At 64.8% G+C, this 20,985-nt stretch carries 18 protein-coding genes and 1 pseudogene; 9 read left to right on the forward strand and 10 right to left on the reverse strand.

Features of this window, described 5'->3' with window-relative positions:
* The 3 genes and pseudogenes from JWS14_RS18760 to JWS14_RS18770 all read left to right on the forward strand — a co-directional run bounded on the left by JWS14_RS18760 (position 1) and on the right by JWS14_RS18770 (position 3,222).
* Positions 1-1,065, forward strand: a complete 1,065-nt coding sequence (locus JWS14_RS18760; protein ID WP_206014054.1) for a hypothetical protein — start codon at positions 1-3, stop codon at positions 1,063-1,065.
* A 115-nt stretch (positions 1,066-1,180) separates the two neighbouring features.
* Positions 1,181-2,059: pseudogene (locus JWS14_RS50125) on the forward strand (serine/threonine-protein kinase); the annotation flags it as partial.
* A gap of 734 nt (positions 2,060-2,793) precedes the next feature.
* Positions 2,794-3,222, forward strand: coding sequence for a hypothetical protein (locus tag JWS14_RS18770; RefSeq protein WP_206014056.1), 429 nt, complete (start codon positions 2,794-2,796; stop codon positions 3,220-3,222).
* A gap of 16 nt (positions 3,223-3,238) precedes the next feature.
* Here the strand turns inward: JWS14_RS18770 and JWS14_RS18775 are convergent, their stop codons facing one another.
* From JWS14_RS18775 to JWS14_RS18800, 6 genes are all read right to left on the reverse strand, one after another.
* Positions 3,239-3,961, reverse strand: coding sequence for a FadR/GntR family transcriptional regulator (locus tag JWS14_RS18775; RefSeq protein ID WP_206014057.1), 723 nt, complete (start codon positions 3,959-3,961; stop codon positions 3,239-3,241).
* A 430-nt stretch (positions 3,962-4,391) separates the two neighbouring features.
* Complete coding sequence (locus tag JWS14_RS18780) at positions 4,392-6,758, reverse strand: ATP-binding protein (RefSeq protein ID WP_241031406.1); 2,367 nt, start codon at positions 6,756-6,758, stop codon at positions 4,392-4,394.
* Between the two features lie 172 nt (positions 6,759-6,930).
* Positions 6,931-7,227, reverse strand: a complete 297-nt coding sequence (locus JWS14_RS18785; protein WP_206014058.1) for a Dabb family protein — start codon at positions 7,225-7,227, stop codon at positions 6,931-6,933.
* A 12-nt stretch (positions 7,228-7,239) separates the two neighbouring features.
* A complete protein-coding gene (locus JWS14_RS18790) occupies positions 7,240-8,283 on the reverse strand; it encodes a ketopantoate reductase family protein (RefSeq protein WP_206014059.1) in 1,044 nt (347 codons plus the stop codon).
* Between the two features lie 19 nt (positions 8,284-8,302).
* Entirely contained in the window at positions 8,303-9,226 is a 924-nt protein-coding gene (locus JWS14_RS18795; RefSeq protein WP_206014060.1) for a VOC family protein, read from the reverse strand.
* A gap of 64 nt (positions 9,227-9,290) precedes the next feature.
* Positions 9,291-9,755: a cupin domain-containing protein gene (locus tag JWS14_RS18800; RefSeq protein WP_133988261.1), complete on the reverse strand. Its 465-nt coding sequence runs from the start codon at positions 9,753-9,755 to the stop codon at positions 9,291-9,293.
* 176 nt (positions 9,756-9,931) lie between these two features.
* Between JWS14_RS18800 and JWS14_RS18805 the strand changes: the two genes are divergently transcribed.
* The 3 genes from JWS14_RS18805 to JWS14_RS18815 all read left to right on the forward strand — a co-directional run bounded on the left by JWS14_RS18805 (position 9,932) and on the right by JWS14_RS18815 (position 12,041).
* On the forward strand, positions 9,932-10,777 hold the full coding sequence (locus JWS14_RS18805; RefSeq protein WP_206014061.1) for a fumarylacetoacetate hydrolase family protein: 846 nt from the start codon (positions 9,932-9,934) through the stop codon (positions 10,775-10,777).
* Positions 10,778-10,829: 52 nt separating this feature from the next.
* Positions 10,830-11,231 (forward strand): cupin domain-containing protein, encoded by a 402-nt coding sequence (locus tag JWS14_RS18810; RefSeq protein WP_082764510.1) that lies wholly within the window; start codon positions 10,830-10,832, stop codon positions 11,229-11,231.
* A 135-nt stretch (positions 11,232-11,366) separates the two neighbouring features.
* A complete protein-coding gene (locus JWS14_RS18815; protein ID WP_206014062.1) occupies positions 11,367-12,041 on the forward strand; it encodes a GntR family transcriptional regulator in 675 nt (224 codons plus the stop codon).
* 73 nt (positions 12,042-12,114) lie between these two features.
* On the opposite strand, the gene JWS14_RS18820 is transcribed toward JWS14_RS18815, so the two are convergent.
* The 4 genes from JWS14_RS18820 to JWS14_RS18835 all read right to left on the reverse strand — a co-directional run bounded on the left by JWS14_RS18820 (position 12,115) and on the right by JWS14_RS18835 (position 16,194).
* Positions 12,115-12,684 carry an NADPH-dependent FMN reductase gene (locus tag JWS14_RS18820; protein ID WP_241031407.1) on the reverse strand — a complete coding sequence of 190 codons (570 nt, stop codon included), beginning with the start codon at positions 12,682-12,684 and terminating at the stop codon, positions 12,115-12,117.
* A 72-nt stretch (positions 12,685-12,756) separates the two neighbouring features.
* Positions 12,757-13,668, reverse strand: a complete 912-nt coding sequence (locus tag JWS14_RS18825) for an alpha/beta fold hydrolase (RefSeq protein ID WP_206014063.1) — start codon at positions 13,666-13,668, stop codon at positions 12,757-12,759.
* A 13-nt stretch (positions 13,669-13,681) separates the two neighbouring features.
* Positions 13,682-15,205, reverse strand: a complete 1,524-nt coding sequence (locus tag JWS14_RS18830) for an amidohydrolase family protein (protein WP_206014064.1) — start codon at positions 15,203-15,205, stop codon at positions 13,682-13,684.
* The gene (locus JWS14_RS18835) at positions 15,202-16,194 is read right to left on the reverse strand and encodes a sugar ABC transporter substrate-binding protein (RefSeq protein ID WP_206014065.1); all 993 of its coding nucleotides are present in this window, start codon (positions 16,192-16,194) and stop codon (positions 15,202-15,204) included. Before JWS14_RS18835 ends, JWS14_RS18830 begins: the two co-directional genes overlap by 4 nt.
* A gap of 487 nt (positions 16,195-16,681) precedes the next feature.
* Between JWS14_RS18835 and JWS14_RS18840 the strand changes: the two genes are divergently transcribed.
* The 3 genes from JWS14_RS18840 to JWS14_RS18850 are packed head-to-tail and all read left to right on the forward strand — an operon-like array spanning position 16,682 to position 20,723.
* The gene (locus JWS14_RS18840; RefSeq protein WP_206014066.1) at positions 16,682-18,244 is read left to right on the forward strand and encodes a sugar ABC transporter ATP-binding protein; all 1,563 of its coding nucleotides are present in this window, start codon (positions 16,682-16,684) and stop codon (positions 18,242-18,244) included.
* Positions 18,241-19,287, forward strand: a complete 1,047-nt coding sequence (locus JWS14_RS18845; protein ID WP_206014067.1) for an ABC transporter permease — start codon at positions 18,241-18,243, stop codon at positions 19,285-19,287. The genes JWS14_RS18840 and JWS14_RS18845 overlap by 4 nt, the downstream gene beginning before the upstream one ends.
* 35 nt (positions 19,288-19,322) lie before the next feature.
* Complete coding sequence (locus tag JWS14_RS18850; protein WP_206014068.1) at positions 19,323-20,723, forward strand: amidohydrolase family protein; 1,401 nt, start codon at positions 19,323-19,325, stop codon at positions 20,721-20,723.
* Positions 20,724-20,985 lie beyond the last annotated feature (262 nt).

Below are 20,985 nucleotides of genomic sequence, written 5' to 3' on the forward strand. Positions count from 1 at the left end.
GTGTACGTCGACTCCGGCACCATCACCTCATCGGTGGGTAACAGTGCGGATCTGGTGGTGTCGTGCCGTTACCGGCACGACTGGGCCTTGTTCGTCGACTGGTGCGAGGCCTGCGATTACCGCGTTCTGCCCGCGATTCCGTCGGTGCTGGCGGAGTTCCTCGCCGACCATCCGGCTGCCGATGGGACGCAGCGCCGCCGGGTCACTGCGATCAACGCCGTCCACACGAGCGCCGGCTTTGCGGCGCCGGGCCGCACGGAAACGATCCGACAGCTACTCAGCAACGCGCGCGCCGACCGGCTGGCTCGGGTCGGGGAGCGGGTGGCGCAGGTGGTGCCACGGATTCCGCTGACCGGGTGGCCGGGCGGGTTGTTCGGCCGCCGCGACGCTCTCCTCCTCACTCTGGCCGCCGCTGGTCTGGGGTTCGAGCAGATCGCCCGGCTGCGCCGCACTGATGTCACCACTGAACACGATGAGCTGGTGGTGCGAGTGGGGGAGGGCTGGGCCCGCATTGCTTCCAGCGAAGCGAATCCGGCAGCCGTGTATAGGAATTGGATTGAGGTGCTCGGGTTCTTGGACCGGTATCCGAGCACCCAGCTTCTCGCCGGCCGCCTCGACAAAGGTGCGAGCCTATCGGCGTTCGCGGACAGCGCGCGCTGCGACGAGCAACCACTTTTCACATCCATCGACCGGTGGGGGCATACCCCCTTCGATCCGACTCCGCTGACCGGGCATTCCATCGCCGTCCTGGTCCGGGCGCACCTGGCCGGGCAGGCACCGGTACACAAGCGGCCTCCGACCAAGCAGCCCCCGACACAGTCAAGCGAAGACGCACCGGTCCCGGTCGTGGTGGACATCGAGCTGGATCAGGGCTACTACGACCGCGGCATCGCCGCCCGCCGAGAAGCCCACACCCACCTCGAGGACGTCACCGACCTTCTCGACGGCATCGAAGAAGAAGCCGACAAGCTCCTCGCCGACCTGCTCACAATTCTTGACCACGCAGGCGACACCCAACGCTCGGGGACGGCGCGGGAGTCGGGCGACCCGAAGACGACGAGATGATTGTCCGCTCTCACCGTGTGAACGCGACTTCGACGTGAGCAGCTCTGCAGTTCGGCTAGGGCAGCTACACAACCCGTCTATCCTGAAAAGGCATGTCAGAGGTGGTGCCTAACCTATGACGGACGCTGACCCATCGGCGACCCAACGCGACGTCGATGTCGCGATCGAACTGTCCGCGGCTGGTTTCGAGGATGCCGCGGAGATCGGTCGTGGGGGTTTCGGGGTGGTGTACCGATGCGAGCAGGAGGATCTCGAGCGGACCGTGGCGGTCAAGGTTCTCACTTCGAACCTCGACCCAGAAAATCTTGCGCGGTTCATTCGCGAACAACGCGCCATGGGGAGAATGTCCGGGCATCCGAATATCGTCGATATCTATCAGGTCGGCGTCACCAGGACCAAGCGACCGTTCCTGGTGATGCCGTATCACTCGCGTGGATCCTTGGATGCGCGGATTCGCAGGGACGGCCCGCTCGAGTGGCCGGAGGTGGTGCGACTCGGAGTCAAGATCGCCGGCGCCCTCGAGACGGCGCACCTCGGCGCCGCCCTTCATCGTGACGTCAAACCTGCGAACATCTTGCTCACCGACTATGGAGAGCCCCAGCTGACCGACTTCGGTATCGCCCGAATCTCGGGTGGTTTCGAGACCTCGACCGGCTCGATCACCGGTTCCCCGGCGTTTACCGCACCAGAGGTCCTCGAGGGGCGGCCTCCGGCTCCCGAATCGGACGTCTACAGTCTCGGTGCCACCTTGTTCTGCGCACTCACCGGCCACGCGGCCCACGAACGGCGCAGCGGCGAGCAGATCGTCGCCCAATTCCTCCGCATAACCAGCCACCCGGTCCCGGACCTGCGAGAAGGCGGTTTCCCCCACGATCTGGCGACCGTCATCGAACACGCCATGGCACGCGCCGTTGAGAACAGGCCATCCAGTGCGGCCGAACTCGGAGACGAATTGCGTGCTGTGCAACAGCGTCATGGCCTGCCCGTCGACCAGGACTTGATCGCGCACGACATCAACTACTTCCTCAACCGGTTCCGCGACCACCTGGCCCTGATCCGGCCGCATGATCCGATTCCCGACATCGACGGTCGGCCGTGGCGGTTCACCACCCGTCAGTTTCGCCGCACCGTCGCCTGGCACATCGCCCGGCAACCGTTCGGTGTCGTCGCCGGAAAAATCCAGTACAAATATGTTCGCGTCGCCATCTTCGAGGGCTACGCCGGCACCTCGGCCTCCGGCTTTCGCTCCGAGGTAGAGGACGAACGCGCGCTCGCCCAACTCGACTCCTTCCTCGACCAGTACGAAGACTTCATCGCCGGTGTCCGCACCCCACCACGGCTGGCCGAGCAATTCGGCCAGATCCGGGCCGAACTCGGCGACCTCCCCGGCCGGGTGGTCGACCGCGCCCGTGTCCGTGCAATGCTCGCCAACACCGCCCGCACCTACTTCCCGGGCATACTCAACGACTGCTATTTCGACCCCGCCACAGCGCTCTGTCTCCCGCAACCCTCGGCAGCCACGGAGCCGGTAACCAACCACTGCCGACCCGAACTGTGCCGCAATTCCTGCGTCACCACCGCCCATGCCCCCGCCATCCGCACCGTCATCGCCGACGCCACCGAACTGATGGCAGTTCAACGACTCTCCGCACCCCAGCGGGACGCCCTGAAGAAGGAAATCTCCACGATGACCTGCCTCCTCGCACCGATCGACGGGGAGAGCCCAGCGTGACGGGCGTCAGCACGGCGACCGAGCAGGCGTTGGAGACCGCTCTCGATCGGCTGCTGTCGGGGCAACCGCTACGGACCGACGGGGCCTTGACCGTCGCGGGCCTCGCCCGCGAGGCGGGTGTTTCCCGGGCCACGGCCAACCGCGCCGGCCGTACCATCGAACGCTTGCGCGCCGCAACTACGACAAGCCAGACCCACAGCGGCACGAACCCCGAGTCTCTGCGACAACGGATCCGCACGCTGGAAACGGAACTCGCGGCCCGAACACGCCGCGAAAGCAGAGAAGTCGGCGCACTTCGCCAACGGGCACATATCCTCGCCCAACACGTCCAAGCTCTCACCTTGGACAACGAAGCCCTGCGTAAGACACTGGCCGACCACGACCTCCTGCACCAACTCCCACCCCACGCGGCCCCCGTGGATTGACCTCCACGGATCTCGCTCAGGATGCCGCTTTCGGGGGTTGAGAGATGTTGTGCTTGTGAATAAGGCGCATCGCCCCGGTGCGATCACGCGTATCGAGGGCGTCGACGAGATCGACGTCGACTTGGTGGAGCTCAGCGAGATACTCCGCCAGTGGTTTCCGGCCGACCGGATGATCGGGCGCGGTAGGCGACTCGACCACCTCCAGCAGACTGAGGTAGATCGACTTCAGGATCGCGTTGGGGCTCACCCGGGCGATCGCGGCGTGCAGTTCCCCGTGCGCTCGGACGAAGGCGGTTGCGTCGCCGTCGTCGGCGGACTGCCGCATGACGCCAAGGGCAGTGCGCATGCGGGCGATATCGACGGCGGAACTGTGATCGAGTGCGTACTCGATCACAAGGGGGTCGAGAGCGTCCCTTACGCGGACGACGTCGGCGAAATTTCCTTCCGCCGCACCGCGGGAGAGGATGGAGTCTCCAAGACGAGCAATGGGGGTTCGTGCGGCTGCGAACAGCCCCCCGCCGGGACCTGACCGGACGGTAATGACCCCACGGGACTGCAGGATGCGGAGGGCCTCGTTGAAAGTACTCTTGGCCACGCCACACTGCTCCTGAAGTTCCTTCTTCGTACCCAGCCGCGCCCCCTGAGGTGCCCGTTCCGCGAGTTGACCGATCGCCAGCGCAGCCTGCTCGGGACGGCTCAGCGCCGCATCCTTCAGCATGCGCTGCGCAAGATCGGTCATCGTGCCTCCGCTTATCGTGTGGTCCCATCTTGCCGCACTAATCATGCTCAATAGCGATCGATACGACTCGGATCGTGACGGTGAGGTCGGGTTACACGATCGTGCACATAGTGACGATGCTCAATACTCAAAACCGGAGGAACGGCCGACAACATGCAGGAGGCAACTCTCGATGTCGCGACGTCGATGCTCGTTGGGACCGATGCCACCCAGCCGGGCGATAAACTCCCGGCCGTGTCGTAGGTGTCGGGAACATCGACAAATGGGCGGTCACGGTCGAATCGCGTAAGCGAGTGCCACCGCCACCCACTATGGATGGAGGATCGCCGATCGTCTCGGCCGCCAGCGCGCGTACATGTGCAGAGCCAATGACCGATAGCGGCAGAAGAAAGCACGGTATGAGGGTCCGTACGCTCTGCGTGCAACACGGTTAGGGACGCTGACTCTTCCCCTGCTCGACTACCCAAGCAGCAATCTGGGCGCGGGAGGTGAAGCCTAGCTTGGCAAGAACGTGTTCGACATGCCCCTGCGCTGTGCGTTGTGCGATCACAAGCTCGCCAGCGATCGCTTTGTTGGTGAGACCCTGAGCTATGAGACCGGCAACCTCGCGTTCTCGTTTCGTCAGGCTGATCCGGTTGCGAGGTGAGTCAGTGGGCGCATGCACGTGTTCGTCGATGGCATAGGTGACGGCGTCCGCGCATATTGCACGTGCTCCTCGGCGGAAGGATGCTGCGAAGGCTCGGTCGCCGAGGGCGGAGCGGCTCTGTCGTTCGCACTGCTTGTGAAAAACGACCATTCCTGGAAGGTGGACGCTGGGGCTACCGACCGCATTCCATCGTGAGTGGGCAGCACCCATCAATACGGCTGCGCGCTGCGCCCGGCGTTCGCCGGCGGCGATCCAGGCCAACCCTTCTAGGCACCAAGCGGACGCAAGTGGGTCATCGACGACACGAAGAATTCGCAGGCTCTGTTTGAGGAGATCCGCCCCTCGAGCCGTATCCCCCGACCGCCACCAGGCCAAACCGAGAGCCCACAGGGCGTAGATCCGGTAGACCTGCTCTTGGCGGGGTTCGGTAACAGCCAGTATTTCTGCGTGGCAGGCAGCGGCGCGGGTGAAGTCTCCGAGCAGGCAACGTGCGAGCCCTAGTCCTTGCAACGCACCAATTCTGAAGAGGAGACCATTTTGATCCGCGTGGAATGCTGCGAGAGCGTTCTCGAAGGCCTCGACTGCTTGACGGTGATCACTCTGGTGAAGAGCCAACTGCCCGGCGGTGTACGCGACAAACCCGCAGATGTCGGTATCACCGGTGTCCTCGGCAATACCGCGGAGTGAGTCGAGCAGCGATGCGGCCTTCGGCAGGTTCCCTTGCCTGTCAGCGAGGACACTGTCCGCGCAGAGGGCTTTCGCCAGATCTACGGTGGGCTTTCCGTCGTGCAGGTTCAGCGATTGGTCCAGCCATCGTTGCCCCTCGGTGAGGAGCCCACGGCAGAACCAGAATGGGTACAAGGCGGCACTGATCTCGAGTGCCGCGGCTTCCTCACCCGGGACAGCGAGACAGAAGCCGATCGCGTCGCGTAGGTTGGGCAGTTCCCGAGTCAGCCGTGCAATCCACTCCACTTGCTGAGGGCCAATCCATTCGGCCTCCGCACGCAGCACCAGTTGCCGGTACCAATCCCTATGTTTGCGCTGAAGGGGCTCGTGGTCGGCGGCCTTCTGCAGCTTCTCCCGCCCGTAGTCCCGAAGTGTGTCGAGCAGCCGATAACGCACACTGCGACCGACTTCCTCCCGAATCAGTATCGACTTGTCGATCAGCGAAGCAACGACGTCCAACGTGGTCTCTGGAGCCGTTTCGCTGGCGCAAATACTTTCTGCCGCATCCAGTTCGAAACTACCGGCGAATACTGAGAGTCGGCCCCACATGTCGCGTTCTGCTACCGAGCACAGGGCGTAGCTCCAGTCGATGCACAACCGCAGCGTCTGCTGTCGTGTGGGAGCCCTACGGGTTCCTGCTGTCAGTATCTGGTAGCGGTCGGAGAGTCGTTGGAGGATCTGTTCAGCAGACATCACACGCAGTCGTGCCGCCGCCAGTTCGATCGGTAATGGAAGGCCGTCCAACCGCTGACAGATCTGCGTAATTGCAACCCGGTTCTGCTCGGTGAGGCCGAATTCGGGCACTTCGGCGACTGCTCGCTCCGCGAACAGCGTTATGGCGTCGTATCCGGGGAGCCCTTGAAGGGACGGAGCGTGGCCGGTTCCGGGAACTGCCAGCGGTGGAATCCGCAATACGACCTCACCGCCGATCCCGAGTGGTTCACGACTCGTTGCAAGGATCCGAAGTTCGGCGCAATTTCGCAGAAGAGTCTCCGCGAACTCTGCAGCCGCATCGACTAGGTGTTCACAGTTATCGAGAACCAGCAGAAACCGCTGATCCGCGAGATGCTTTATGAGAAGTGGGAGGGCGGCGGTCGGTGATTGCTCATACAGTCCCAGGTCCGTCACCACCGCGTCTGCGATCATTGCTGAGTTCTGCAGCTCGCCCAGTTCGATCAGCCAGAGTCCGTCGAACGCCCGCCGCGCATCCGCAGCAACTCGCAGAGCCGTCCGTGTCTTACCGACCCCACCGATCCCGGTGAGGGTCACCAACCGCGACTTCGCCAGCTGTTGTTTGGCATAGGCAATTTCGCGGCGGCGTCCTACGAAACTCGTGAGTTCGAAGGGTAAGTTTCCAGTCTTGCAACGAACGGCGGGCGGCATCACATGCTCACTCTCAAACAATCCCCCGTCGAATTTCGGCACCCCGGGACTGCCGCACTCAGCCGATCATCACCACCTTCCCGTGTCGGCTTCGTTGCCAGCGACACGCTGAGACCGGACCGCGTCCAGCCTGGTTTATCTTGCTGCCTGGACATTCGGCGCTATCGGTCCGAATACACCATGCCGGTTGTCTTCGTCGGTCGTGTCAGTCAGGTCAGAGTTCGAACTGTGCCGCGGAGCGAGTGACGAGGTACGGACGCGCGAACTCGGTGATGATCGCTTGATGCTGCGGATGGCTCGTATAGGCCTCGAGCGCGGTCATCGAGTCGAAGGTGGCGGCAATGGCGAAGTCCGCGTTCGACTCGTGTAGCCCGAGATCGATGCCGCAGGTGTAGGACAGGATCCCTGGGCGGCCGTCGACGAACTCGGTGAGGCGTTGTTCGAGTTGCGGCATCACCTCTTCGGGGAGGTCGGCGGTGAAGCTCAGCGTGACGATGTGGCAGATCGGCATCTGCGGTCCTTTCTATTTCACGGTCGAGAGGCCGGCGCGTTCGATGAGCATCGGTGCGACGTCCGGTCCTGCGGTGAGGGTGCCCTGTTCGACGGCTTCCGCGATGTCGACCACGGCGCTGTTGACGGGTGCTGTGCCACCGAGTCGGAGTTGTTCACGTACGACGTGACCGTTGATCTCGTGGACCTCGCTGCGGCGGCCCTTGAGCCAGTCCTGGAGGACGGTGGTCTTCTGGCCCGGGATCGAGTACACGTCGTGCACCACGTCGAGCAATGCTGCGGCGAACCGGTCGGGCTCGGTGAGATCGGCTTTGGTCATCCCGATGATCGGCCGCAACGTGTGCCCGAGTTGCAGGGCTGTTCGCACTGCTTCGTTTCCGGCTTCGATCATGAGGTCGTGCATGCCCGGGACCTGCACAGCTTCCATGACGGTCATGTTCAGGACTGCGGAGGTGACCAGTTCGGTGCTGTTGGCGACCAGCTTCATCCATTTGGAGGAGCGGATGTCGTCGGATACTTCGACGCGCCCGGCGTGGGCCAAGATCGCGGCGATGTCGGCGGCGCGTGCGTGGGCGCGTTCTTCGATGCCCCCGACCGCGAACCAGGACTGTTCGCGGGGGGTGTCCCGGTTGACGATGCCGGGCTCGAACATGTTCGAGGCAATTTCGATGACGCTACCGAGGGTGCGGTGGGCGCCGAGGACGTCGGCCATCGGGTCGATGGTCATGCCGTTCTGGATGCCGACGACTATTCCGTCGTCGGCGAGGACGGGTTTGACGAGTTCACTGGCCCAGCGGGTGTCGTAGGCCTTCATCAGGATCAGGACGACGTCGAATTTGTCGCGGAAGGTGGCGACGTCGCAGAGGTTGAACGCCCGGACCGGGGTGAGTTCGGTGCAGTGGGGCATCCGCACTTCGACGCCTCGGGTGCGCATTGCCTCGACGTGTTCGGGCCATTGCTCGATTAGGGTGACGTCGAGTCCGGCTCGGGTGAGGTCGGCGCCGATGGAGGCACCGTTGGCTCCGCTGCCGAGTACGGCGATTTTGGTGTCGACCATTGCTATCTGCCTTTTCTGGTCACGGGGTCATCGAGTGGGTGCCGGCCATCAGTCCGGCGAGGTCGTCCGGGTTGATGAACGACGGCGGCGGCGTTGGTCCCCAGTTGAATAGGCCCTTGGCTCCCTCGAGGATTTCGGGAGTCCATAGCTGGTCCTCGACGATGCAATCCATGTCGGAGAAGTACTCGCTGAAGTTTCCGGCCGGGTCTTTGAGGTACCAGAAGAAGTTGCTGCCGGCGTGGTGCCGGCCGAGTCCCCAGACGTGCCGCTCGGGGTGGTCTTCGAGCATGCGTTGGGCGCCGCGACCGATGTCGTCGATGTCGTCGACCTGCCAGGAAGTGTGGTGCAGATACGTCACCGGCGCTTCGAGGACCAGCAGATTGTGGTGATCGTTCGAACAACGCAGGAACGCGCCTTTGTCCTTGATGAAGTCACTCGCGCGGAACCCGAGTCCTTCGACGAAGAATCGGGTCGAGGCGGCCAGATTGGTCGTGCCGACGACGGCGTGGCCGAGCTTGCGTGGATGGACACGGTCGGTTCGCAAAATGCCCGGGGCCCGGCCCGCGCGATCGATCCGGCCGGGACCGTTGTATACGGTGGCGGGCACGGTGGGCTGCGTTCGGCGTGGCGCCACCCGCAGCGTTGCCGTCACCCCTGTCGTGAGGTCGACCGAGGTCAATGCGTGTGCAGTCCGCTCGAACTCGATGTCGAGCCGGTGCAGGTTGTGTGCCACACGATCGAGGTCGTCCTCGTCGTCGACATCGACTCCGAGTTCGATCAGCCGGCGGGTCGGTGCGCCGGTCACCTGGAGCTGCCGACCTCCGTCAGTGGTGCGGAACCATCCGTCCGAATCGGGGGTGAGGCCGAATTCCTCGTAGTAGCTCCGTGTTTCATTCACGTTGGGCACGCCAATGACCACGGATGCAAGTCGATGCAGTGACATCAGTTCTCCTCGTCGATGCCGACGTACCGTGCGGTGGTGGCGTCGGATTGCTGGTGGTGGAGTGTTATTCGGACACTCCGTGCTTGGCGCACAGTTCGGCGGACCATCCCTCGACAGGGCTCACCTGGAAGCGCTCGAGTAGCGCTGCGCGTGCCTGTGCGTCTCCGGAGGCGGTGACTTCGGCCATGCCGGCGAGGTATTGGTCGAAGTTCCCTGGGCTGGTGATCTCGAGCATTTCGACGTCCACCGCACCGGAGTTCCACACCGCGTGGGGTAATCCTTTGGGGCGGTACACCGTCTCACCGGCGGATGCGGTCCATTCCTCGTCTCCGACGCGGACGCCCAGCTCTCCGCTGAGAACCACGATGACCTGGTCTTCGTTGACGTGGATGTGTGGCCAGAACAGGCTGCCGGCCTTCACGGTCTGCCGGACCACGCAGTACGCGCCGCCGACCATGTCGCCGGTGATCTCGAAGGTGGTTTCCAGCGGGCCGGCCAGCACGGTGGTCCCTCGAACGATGTCGCTCACGTCGAACTCCTCGAAGTCTTGTTTCGTCGTGACAGTTCGCTGCCATTGACTATGTTCGAAGCTTATTGTTATTTTCGAAACATGGCAAGCATTACGTTCGACGGTTCGAGTGCGCCATCCCACCCAGGCGGCGACCGGGTCACCGGCCTCCGTTCCTCGACATCCAGGAGAAATTCATGAAGATCGCCAGCATCGGCGGCCGCCTGTCACTGGTGACCGGACCGAGCACCGCCGTCGACGTCAACAAGGCCAGTGGAGGCGTCTTCGATGCCGACCCGCAGTCGATCTACGAGCGGTGGGACGAGTTCACGACGTGGGCGGCGACCGCGGAGCTGTCCGAGTCGATCGAGTTCGCCCCCGCCGATCTGCAGGCCCCGGTGCCGACACCGCGCCAGATCTTCGCGATTGGCCTCAACTACCGTGACCACGCCGACGAGTCCGGTTTCACCGTCCCGGAAGCGCCCACGGTGTTCACCAAGTTCGTCTCGTCTGTGACAGGGCCGAACACCACCGTGACCCTGCCAGCCGATGGCAACACCGACTGGGAGGTGGAGCTGGTCGCCGTGGTCGGTCGCACCGCCCACGACGTCTCTGAAGCGGAGGCGTGGTCCCATGTCGCAGGCCTGACGGTGGGACAGGACCTGTCTGAGCGCAAGGCTCAGTTCGTCGGCCCGGTGCCCCAGTTCAGCCTGGGCAAGTCCTTTCCCGGGTTCAGTCCAACCGGGCCGTGGGTGGTCACGCTCGACGAGGTCGACGATCCCGCCGACCTCGAACTCGGGTGCACGATCAACGGTGAACAGATGCAGCTCGGTCGCACCCGAGACCTCGTCTTCTCTGTGCCGAGCCTGATCGCGAAGCTCTCGGCGATCGTGACGCTGCTTCCCGGCGACCTGATCTTCACCGGAACACCGGCCGGCGTGGGTGTCGGGCGGGACCCGAAGGTGTTCCTCCAGCCCGGCGACACCTTGGTGAGCTGGGTGGACGGCATCGGCACACTCACGCAAACGATGACACGGGCCTGATTCAGGCGGCGCAGATCAACCCCACATCAATACGAGCACAAGGAGTTTGGCCATGCACGTTTGGTCCATCGATATGGAGTCGGTTCCCGAACACCGCGGGACCGCGACCACCAAATACATGATCCCGAAAGAAGCGCAGGAGTCGGAGACTACCGGCACGTACATGGCCCTGGCCGGGGTTTTCCAGGTGCAGGCCGGCGAGGAACTCAAGGCGCACCAGCACCCGACGCACGAGTACTGGTTCGTCATCCAGGGTAAGGGCGTGATGCAGATCGCCGACGAGGCCCGCGTCATCACGGTCGGCGACCTGATCTACACCCCGCCGAACACCCCGCATCAGGTAATCGCAGATCCATCCGGCGACTTCCGCGCCTTCGTATACGCGCTCGGCTATCCCGGTCAGGGATCGCAGCACATCGACGTCGACCTCACCCCGGTCGCGCTCACCGAGTGATCCGGCGGGCTCGCATCGGCTGACATCCACCGCGAGCCAGCCCAGGACACTGCCCGATGGCCACCATACCGAAGTGGCCATCGGGCACACTTATTCGAAAATGCTAGTAATGTTCGATTGTGATAGGGTGTTGCGATGAGCGAGAAACGTACGCGGCAGCAGGTCGCCTACGACGCTCTGCGCGCGGACGTTCTCTCCGGCCGCCTCGAACCCGGCCAGAAACTCCCGTTCGCAGAGATGTGCGAGAGGTATGGCACCAGCGTCGGCGTGATACGAGAGGCACTGACCCGCTTGGTGGGCGAGGGCCTGGTACAGAGCGTCCCGCAGATCGGGTTCACCGTGACGCCGCTTTCGCGCAGCGACCTTCTGTGGCTGACCGACGCGCGGTGTGAGATAGAGATCCTCGCACTCCGGCGGGCGATCCGCGACGGCGACGTGACGTGGGAATCGTCGGTTCTCGCCATCCACCATCAGCTCGAGCGGTGTCCTCAGATGGATCCCGACGATCCTGCACGTTTCAACGAGCGGTGGGCACAGTTGCATGCCTCGTTCCATGAGACCCTGCTCGCCGGCTGTGAGAATCCGCGGCTTCGCCGGACTGCGAACGATTTGCGTGCCGCCGCCGAGTTGTACCGGCGCTGGTCGGTGCCGCTGGGGCATTCTTCCGATCGCGACATCGCGAAGGAGCATCGCGACATCGTCGAGGCGGTCCTTGCCCGGGACACGGAGTTGGCAGCGGCATTGCTGCACCGCCATATCTCCTTGACCACGGAATTCCTTCTGTCGACGGACAGCTCGATCGCCGACTGACCGGTTCCTCCGACACGAACATACGAGAGGGCCCGTCCACATCGGACGGGCCCTCTCGTATGTTCGTTATCGGTCAGGTCCGCATGGCCGCGACCGCCGGGGTCCAGCTCGCCAATTCTCCGAGCATGGCGTCGGCAGACGCAATGAGAGCCTCGGTCGGTTCGAACCCGCCCTCATCGGTGATGAGCTTGCCGACGAAGGCGATGTTCACCGAAGAGAACACCGGCACCATGCTCAGCGTGGTGAGGACCTGCTTGAGCATCTGAACCGCCCGAGTGCCTCCCGCGATCCCACCGTAACTGACGAAACCCGCTGCCTTGTAATGCCATTCGCTGTAGAGATAGTCGATGGCGTTCTTCAGGGCGGCGTTGAATCCGTAGTTGTACTCCGGGGTGACGAAGACGAACGCGTCGCCGCGGGCTATCACTTCGCTCCATCGTTTGGTGTGGGCATGCGAGTACTGCCCGAGCCGGGGATGCGCCGGCTCGTTGAACATGGGCAGGTCGATCTCGGCGAGGTCGACGATCTCAATCTCGAAGCCGCCGTGGTCGGTGGCATGGTGGGCGAACCACTGCGCGACCGGAAGTCCCACGCGGCCCGGCCGGGTGCTGGCAACGATGATCTGGAGAACGGGCAAGGACACGGGATCTCTTCCTGAACAGGATCGTTCCGCGGGGGCGGGTACCGGGCGGAGTCGGGTGAAGGCCGGGGCCAGCTAGCTGGCCGGGGTGCCGGCATGGTCGGAGAGGAAATCCATGAGCGCGGCGGTGGTCTCCGCGGGACTTTCCTCGGGGTTGAAATGGCCGCCCGGTACCTCGACACCGAGGATGTGCGGGGCAAAGGTGCGGCGCCAGACATCGACGGTGGCTTCGGGTGCCTTACCGAGGAACGCCTCGCCCCAGATCACTAGCGCCGGGCACGCAACCGTGGCACCCGCGTCGAGGTCGGCGCGGTCGAGTTGCGGGTCGATTCCGGCGCCGGCGCGGTAGTCCTCGCAGTAGGCGAGAATCCGTGCAGGATCACGCCAGTCGCTCCGATACTCGTTCATCACGTCGTCGCCGAGTTCGTCGACCGTTCCGGAGGCGGTGTGGGCGGCGACCAGCTTTTCGAGTAGGTCGGGAGCCATCGCGTCCTCGGCGTCGGTCCCCTCTGCGGCGAACACCCGCCAGTGCGGGGTGAAGTTCGGGTCCACCGCCATGTTGTCCCAGATCACCGGGGTCGGATAGTTGTCGCAGATGACGAGCGCGTCCACCGCCTCCGGGGTGTCGAGGGCCAGCCGGTATCCGACGAGGGCGCCGCGGTCGTGGCCGACCACCGAAAATCGGTCGTGCCCGAGCGCTGCCATGAACGCAACGACCTCAGCGGCCATCGTGCGTTTGGAGTACCCCACGTGCTCGGGGTCGCCGGGAGCTGCCTGCGACCGCCCATACCCCTTGAGGTCGAGGCAGACGACCCGAAATCGGGTAGCCAGGGTCGGGGCCACCATGTGCCAGCACAGGTGCGATTGCGGGAATCCGTGCAGAAGAACGACAGCGGCGCCGTCTGCGGGGCCGCCGACCCGGGCGAACAGCTCGACGCCGTCCACCGTGGAAGTCACGGAGTCGAATCCGGGAAAGAAGTCGGTCATTGGGTGCTTCCTGTCAGCTCTCGAGCAGGTCATGTTGTTGGTGATCGACGAACGAGGCCAGGTGATCGAACGCCGGCCGGGTGTTGCCCGCGGGGCGGAGCGGGTCGACGGTCCATCCGGTACGGTCCGCGAGGTGGTCGCGTGAGGCGGTCAGGCGCCGCCGGATCGCGTCGATGTCCGCGCCGACGAGATCCCGCCGCCATTTGCGCAGCCGCCCGGCGATGAACACGGTGTCGACGTGACTGGCGTCGACACCCTGCACGATCGTCCCGATCGCATTGTTGAGGGGCATGTTGGTGATGTCCTCGGCCCGCAGCGCGACGATGTCCGCGGCACGTCCCGGTGTCAGTGAACCGGTCACCGCGCCGAGACCGTTGTCGCGGGCACCTTGGACGGTGGCGAACTCGAGGACATCCCGGTTGGTGAGCATCTCCGGGCAGTCGGTGTCCCCGCGGTAGCGGCGCATCGCGGTCCCCATCCGCTGGGTCATCAGGGTCGAGCGCATCTGGGTGAACATGTCTCCGGCGAGGGAGATCTCGACGTCGACACTCAGGCTGGGGCGGATACCGTGGTCGAGGGCGGTCTGGATCGGAGGCAACCCGGTCGCGATGCCGATCTGCTCGTCCGAGGTCGTCGCAAGCGTGACGTGGGTGCCGCTGGCGGCGAGCATCCTCCATACCTCGTCCGGAAGGTCGGTGCAATGAATCAGGGTGACATCCGGGCCTAGCAGGCCCTCGCGGGCGAGTTCGCCGATCTCGGGCGCGGCACCGGCTCCCAGCACACCGTCGAAGGTGATCCCGAGACCCTCGCTCCGGGCGATCGACAGCAACTCCCGCACCGGACGGACCCGGCTGATGTCCAGGCCCATACGGATACTGTGCCGTGAATCCGCTGCGCCGCAGTGCCGCTCACGGATCCTGGTGAGATCGGCCGGCCACTGCTCCTCCCACGCGCCGGCGTTGGGGGCGGCCGAGGCGTGCACCGCGCGGATACCCGACTCACGGTAGGCGTCGAACACCGCATCCGAGTGCGCGCCACTCCGCGAATTGTGGGAGAAGTCGACCACGGTGGTCACGCCCTGGTCGATCGCGCCGAGGGTGGTGGCCAGAACACTGATGTGCATGTCCTCGGGCCGGTAATGCATGGCCATACCGCCGTGCGTGGTGGCGACGTACGAGTCGAGATCGGCGTCGGCGATCAGCCGACGGAACGCGTTCTGCCAGCAGTGCCGGTGATTGTCGATCAATCCGGGCATCACGATCATCCCGGCCATGTCCACGATGACGGCGTCGGGACCGGCGCAGTCGAGCAGGTCGGGGCCAATCCCGGCGATCTGCTCGCCCTTGATCAGCACGTCGCCGGGGTGCAGGTCACCGATCTCCGGGTCCATGGTGATCACAGTGGCGCCGCGCAACAGGACGGGGCGACCGGCGCCGGTGTCGCTGCGTTCGCCGGCGAGGATGCGCGTGCGCAGATGCGCGGCCTCGGAGTCGGTGATGTCGTAGTACGCCCGCGGCGCCGGTCGCTCGGTGATCATTCAGACTGTCCCGTCCACATCGAGGTGTAGATGTTCTTGAAGTCGAAACTCGGTTCCCAGCTTCCTTCGGCCGGAAGGTTGTGGTCCTTGTCGAGGAAGACCCATCCGCCGCCCTCGCTGGGCAGTGACTTGGGATCCTCGCCGGCGAAAACGCGGTTCAGGGTGTTCGCCAACCCCCACGAGGCGAGCTCGTACGGTACAGGTGTCTCTGAAGTCTGCCGCCCTTCCCGCACCAAGTCGAGGTTCAGACCTTCACCACCGGCCGTGATGCCGCGGAAACCAGACTGTTGCAGCGCGCTCTGCAGCCCCAGACCCATCAGCGAATCAATACTGAAGGAGACCGCGGCCGCGTCCTTGTTCTGCAGCAGCGCCGAGTTCCAGACCGCGGTCGCCTCCTTCGGCACCTGAGAGAACGTGAACGGAACGTCGACGATCTCGCAGGCGGGGCAGGAGATCTTCATCTGGTCGATGAAGCCCTCGTGCGAGTAGGCGTGCGGGCGCTGCGAGGTCTCGTGGATCTCGAGCACCTTGCCCTGGCCACCGAGCAGCGCTGCGAGATACTCGGCGCGTGCACCGCCCCAGGCCCGGTAGTAATCAGCGACCTTTGTCGAACCCATGACATTCAGGCTCGCGGTGAACAACTCCTCACCACCGCCGAAGGCGGGATCGTCACAGTCGATGGAGGTGTATTGCACCACCGGGATCCCCGCGGCCCGCGCCTCTTTCAACCCGGAATTGATGCCGGGACAGTCGAGCGAGAACAACGCGATCCCATCCACGCGGGCCGCGACCGCCTGCTTGATCAACGAGGTGGCCACCGACGGGTCAGCCTTGCTGTCGACCAGGTTGGTGTTCCAGCCGAGCTGTTTCGCGGCATCGGTGAAGCTGGAGGCCAGGATGGAACAGGCCTGGTAGGACTGACCGCACGAGATCACCCAGACATTCTTTCCGGGCTGGGCCACTGGCCCGGTGCGGGTCGGTTCCTGCATCGCGGTGCCGTCGTATCCCGCCTGCAGTGCCTCGGCCTGTTCGGGGGTGAGGTCGGCGTTGACTGTCGAAGTGTCCGGTGTATCCGAACCGACGGTGGTGCAGCCGGATACGAGCGCGAGCGCCGCGGCACCCGCGGCGAGGGCGCGCCCCGCGCCAAGGAGCCGGCGGGACCGGCCCGTACGCGGCGGGGTCCCGACTCGTGAGAAGTACTTCATGGGGGTCTCCATCGACAGCGCTGCGGCAGATCCGCGCGCGGGCAAGACAGGGAGGCTTCGCACCCTGTGCTGGATTGAGTCCGACCGCACTGTGGTCGGACTCACTTTCTAGCACGTCATTTTGATAACAACAAGTACTTTCGAAATCTTGACTTACCTTCGATTCTGTTTAGACTCGTTGGTGAGCCGCGTCACTGCTATCGCCAGACGCGGCCCAGAACACAGACCGCTCCGCTTCGAAAGTTCCTCTACCTACCTGGAGTACGGCACCATGACTGCACCCCCTGCCGCCACGGAGAACAGGCGAGTCGCCGTCTCCGTCGAGAATGTGTCGAAGACCTTCCCCGGCGGACGAGCCCTCGACCAGGCCACGTTCAACATCCGCGCCGGCGCGGTCCACGGACTGGTGGGCGGTAACGGCAGCGGCAAATCGACCCTGGTCAAGTGCCTCGCCGGTGTCCAACCCGCGGATCCGAACGGTGGCGCCATCACCGTCGGCACCACCACCGTCGCCGCATCGGAGGTGACCCCGTCCTGGTCGCGACACGCTGGCCTGCGTTTCGTCCACCAGAATCCAGCGGTGTTCGCCACCCTCGATGTAGCCGAGAACCTCGCCGCAGGCGAACCACTGCCGCTCCGCTACGGCCGAGTCGACCGAGCCGCGCTGCACTCGCGTGCACGGACGCTGCTCGACTACTTCGACATCGACATCGCCACCACCGAGACGGTCGGCGAACTGCGTCTGGCCGATCAGACGATGATCGCGATCGCCCGGGCACTGCAGGATCACGTCACCGGGCGGGCACCGGTGTCCGCCATCGTGCTCGACGAGCCGACGGCCGCACTGCCCGAGGAGGAAGTCGCCGTGCTGCTCGACGCCGTCCGCAGGGTCGCGGCCGCCGGCGTCGCCGTCGTCTACATCAGCCACCGCCTCGACGAAATCCTGACCCTGTGCACCGACCTGACCGTGCTACGCGATGGTCAGCACATCACCACCACGACCACCGACGACCTCACCGAAAAGACACTGATCTCCCACATCGTCGGTCGCCCCCTCGACGAGGTCTTCCCCAAGTCCAAGACCCGCAGCGCTCTCGGCCCGGTCGTCGCCTCCCTCCGAAATGTGTGCGCCCCCGGTGTGAACGGCGTCGACCTCGATGTCTACGGCGGCGAGATCCTCGGGATCGCCGGCCTTCTCGGGTCCGGCCGCTCGGAACTACTGCAAGTTCTGTTCGGCAGCAATCCCGCGTCAGCCGGGACCGTCACCGTCGACGGCGACACCGTTGCCATCCCCTCCCCGCGCCGCGCGATGGACCTCGGGATCGCGTACGTGCCCGAGCACCGCGACCTGGAAGCAGCGTTCCCCGATCAGACCGTGGCGCAGAATATCTCGGCGGCCAGCCTCTCTGCGGTCAGCACCCTCAACCGACTCAGCCGACGACGCGAACGCACCCTGGCTCGACGGTCGATCACCGATTACGCCATCCGCACCCGAAACGACAGCGCGTTGATGTCGTCCCTGTCCGGCGGCAACCAGCAGAAGGTGATCCTGGCACGCTGGATGAGCCGATCCCCGCGCCTACTGCTTCTCGACGAACCCACCCAGGGCGTCGACGTCGGCGCCCGTACCGACGCCTACGCCCTGATCCGCCGCGCGGTCACCGCCGGCGCCGCGGCCATCCTTGTCAGCTCCGATTTCGAGGAACTCGCCGATATGTCCGATCGCGTCCTGGTCCTCGACAACGGACGCATCACCGCCGAGGTCTCCGGACACGACCTCGACCGCCACACCCTCACCGAACTCGTTTTCACCACCAAGGAGCAGTCAGCATGACCACCGTCGAGCCGACCCTCGAGCATCCCTCGCCCACCGAACCGCGGCCGACGACGACACCGACCACTGCCCGCTCCGCGCTGTCGAGCACACTCGAAAAGTTCGGGCTGCCACTGCTGTTCATCCTCGTCGTCATCGTCTTCACGATCCTGCTACCGCAGACATTCGCCTCCAGCGGCAACTGGCGGACCATCGCCACCTCACAGTCGGTCCTCGCCGTCGTCGCTATGGCTCTGCTCTTCCCCCTGGTGACCGGCCGGTTCGACATCTCCGTCGGCGCCAACACCGGACTGTGCTCGATCGTCGCCGCCGCCATCATGGCCGACTTCGACCTCCCCGTGATCGTGGCCATCGCCGCGGCCGTCCTGGTCGGCAGCACCATCGGAGTGATCAACGGCCTGCTGGTCGCCTATCTGGGCATCAACTCGATCATCACCACTCTCGGCGTGTCTACCGTGATCGGCGGCATCGTCCAGGCCTACACCAAAGGCATCCCCATCAGCGCCGGCCTCTCGCCTTCACTGACCGGGCTGAGCAACCAACTGTTCATCGGCATTCCCGTGCTGTTCGTGCTCATGCTGGTCATCGCCGCCGCCGTGTGGTTCGTCCTCGAACAATCCGTCCCCGGGCGCAACCTCGCTTCGGTCGGCTCGAGCGAGAAGGCCGCCGCGTTGATCGGTCTCCCGGTCCGGCGGACGGTCCTGCTGAGCTTCGTCGCCGCGGGCCTGCTCGCCGGAATCGCCGGTGTCCTCCAGATCGCCAGCCAGGGCAACGGCAACCCGCAGGTCGGCGGCATCGGCTTCATGCTGCCCGCCCTCGCCGCGGTGTTCCTGGGCGCAACCACCATCAAACCGGGCACCTACAACCTGATCGGGACCGTGATCGGACTCTTCTTCGTCGGTACCGCCATCAGCGGACTGTCCCTCATGGGCGTCGAACCGTGGATCACCGACGTCTTCAACGGCATGGCGGTCATCATCGCAGTCGGACTGTCCGCGGTCTTCCGCCGCCGACGCACCGGCGCAGCAGCCATCGGCCAGTAAGCACCACCGACAAATTCCGAGGAGAAGGTACGAACATGAACGCGCGCACAGTCTTCCGCGACGCCACCGTGATCTCGATGGACCCGGCAATCGGCACCCTCGAGAACGCCGATGTCCTGGTCGAGAACGACACGATCGTCCACGTCGGTCCCGGCCTCGGAGCGGTCGACGCCCAGGAGATCGACGGTACTGGCGCCATTCTCACCCCCGGATTCGTCGACACCCACCGGCACCTGTGGCAGTCCTCGATCAAAGGTGTCTTCGCCGACTGGACGACTCTGCAGTACATGCACGGTATCCGCCTGCACATCGCCCCCATGGTCACCGCCGACGACACCTACACCGCCACCTACGCCGGCGCCCTCGAATGCCTCAACAACGGCGTGACCACGGTGCTGGGCTACGAACACAACGTCAACACCACCGAGCACGCCTTTGCCGGCGCACAGGCCATGGTCGACGCCGGCGTGCGCGGCGTCTACGCCCTCGGTATGGGGCAGGCCCCGCTCGCGCCGCGCGTCTTCAGCCGCACCGCCGACTACATTCCGGTCCTCGACAAACTCCGGGACCAGTTCTTCACCTCCGCCACCGCGCGGGTCCAACTCGGCGTCGCCCCCGTCGAGCTGTTCATGGCATCCGAAGACGTTGTCGCCGAGCAGTTCGCACTAGCCCGCTCATTCGGCGCTACCCTCACCCTGCACATCAACGCGGTCCAGAACAGTGTCGGCGAGATCGCGCGCCTGGCGAAGGCAGGGCTCATCGCGTCCGACGTCGTCTTCGTGCACGGTGAAGCCAGCACCGACGACGAATACCGTCAGGTCGCCGACGGCGGCGCCGCCATCTGCGCCTGCGTCGAAGCTGAGATGGCCATGGCACAGGGCGAGCCGTCTCTGCGGAAACAGCGGGAATTCGGCCTGGCACCCACCGTTGGCGTCGATTCCGTCGGATGCTGCGGCGGCGGCGTAATCGCCCAAGTCCGGATGGGAATGCAGATCGTGCGCCTCGCCGACGCGCATGCGCAACTCGCCGCAGGACACAACCCCGAAGCGGTTTCCGTCACCGCGCACGAGGCGCTCGAGTGGGGCACCATCAATGGCGCCAAGGCGCTCGGCATCGACTCCCGTATCGGGAGTATCACCGTCGGCAAACAGGCCGATCTCGTGCTCTTCCGCACCACATCACCGGACATGGCCGGCTACCTGCGTTCCAATCCCGCAGCCGCCGTCGTCACCCAATCTTCTGCCGCCGACATCGACACCGTCATGGTCGCAGGAGACATCGTCAAACACGACGGCAAACTTCGCGACCCCGGCTGGGGCACCCAGCGCTCCCGGCTGACCGACTTGGCCGACCGAATCGCCGAACAGGCAAGACAGACCGACGGCTCCCTCATCCCCAGCCCACCGCCACAACTACCGACCGAACAGGGCTGGTGATACCAAACCCAGCAGCACAGCCTGTAGGCAGGTCGAGGGGAGCGACCCGCCGAAGAAGCCAGGCGCCCCGGAACGCAATCATCACATTCCACAGCCCGGAACCCCGACAGTGAGTGGTCACGCATGCCCGAGCACCCCGCACACCCGATCCCTCCCCACCACGGCCGAACATTCCCAACCGGCACAACCAAACCACTGCACACGGTCGATGACGACGTCGCCCGGTACCGGCACCTGCGACAACGCCGCCAACGACTGCGCC

Source organism: Rhodococcus koreensis (assembly GCF_017068375.1).
Taxonomy (GTDB): domain Bacteria; phylum Actinomycetota; class Actinomycetes; order Mycobacteriales; family Mycobacteriaceae; genus Rhodococcus_F; species Rhodococcus_F koreensis.